Consider the following 363-nt stretch of genomic DNA (forward strand, 5'->3'; position numbering starts at 1 on the left):
CGCGCCCCCGGCAGCGCCACGCCGCCCACGCTGCGCCTGCGCGCCCTGGGCACGGCCGCGCGCGTGCGCTGGCTGGTGAACGGCCGCCTCGCCGGCGAAACCCTCGGCGCCCGGCCCTGGACCCACGCCTTCGATACCCCCGGCGAACAGCGCATCACCGCCCTGGCCGACACCGGCGCCTGGGCAGAACTGTCACTTCGCGTTTTGCCCTGAGTTTGTCTTATGCGAGTGCTGCCAATCGACCTGGGCTTTTGACCTCGTGCCGGTGTAACCACGGCTTCCGGTGCGCTGGCACACGCACGCAGGTCAGGTCTGAAGTGTAGGGCAGGAGGCCCGGAACGGCCGGCGTTTGCTGCCAGGGAT

Annotated in this window: 1 protein-coding gene; it reads left to right on the plus strand. The window is 70.8% G+C overall.

Annotation, left to right across the window (positions count from 1 at the left end; genetic code table 11):
* On the plus strand, positions 1 to 213 hold a 213-nt coding region (locus N790_RS03500), incomplete at its 5' end, for a hypothetical protein (protein ID WP_043800809.1).
* Positions 214 to 363: the final 150 nt, after the last annotated feature.

The sequence above is a fragment of the Arenimonas malthae CC-JY-1 genome (assembly GCF_000747075.1).
Classification (GTDB): Bacteria; Pseudomonadota; Gammaproteobacteria; order Xanthomonadales; family Xanthomonadaceae; genus Arenimonas; species Arenimonas malthae.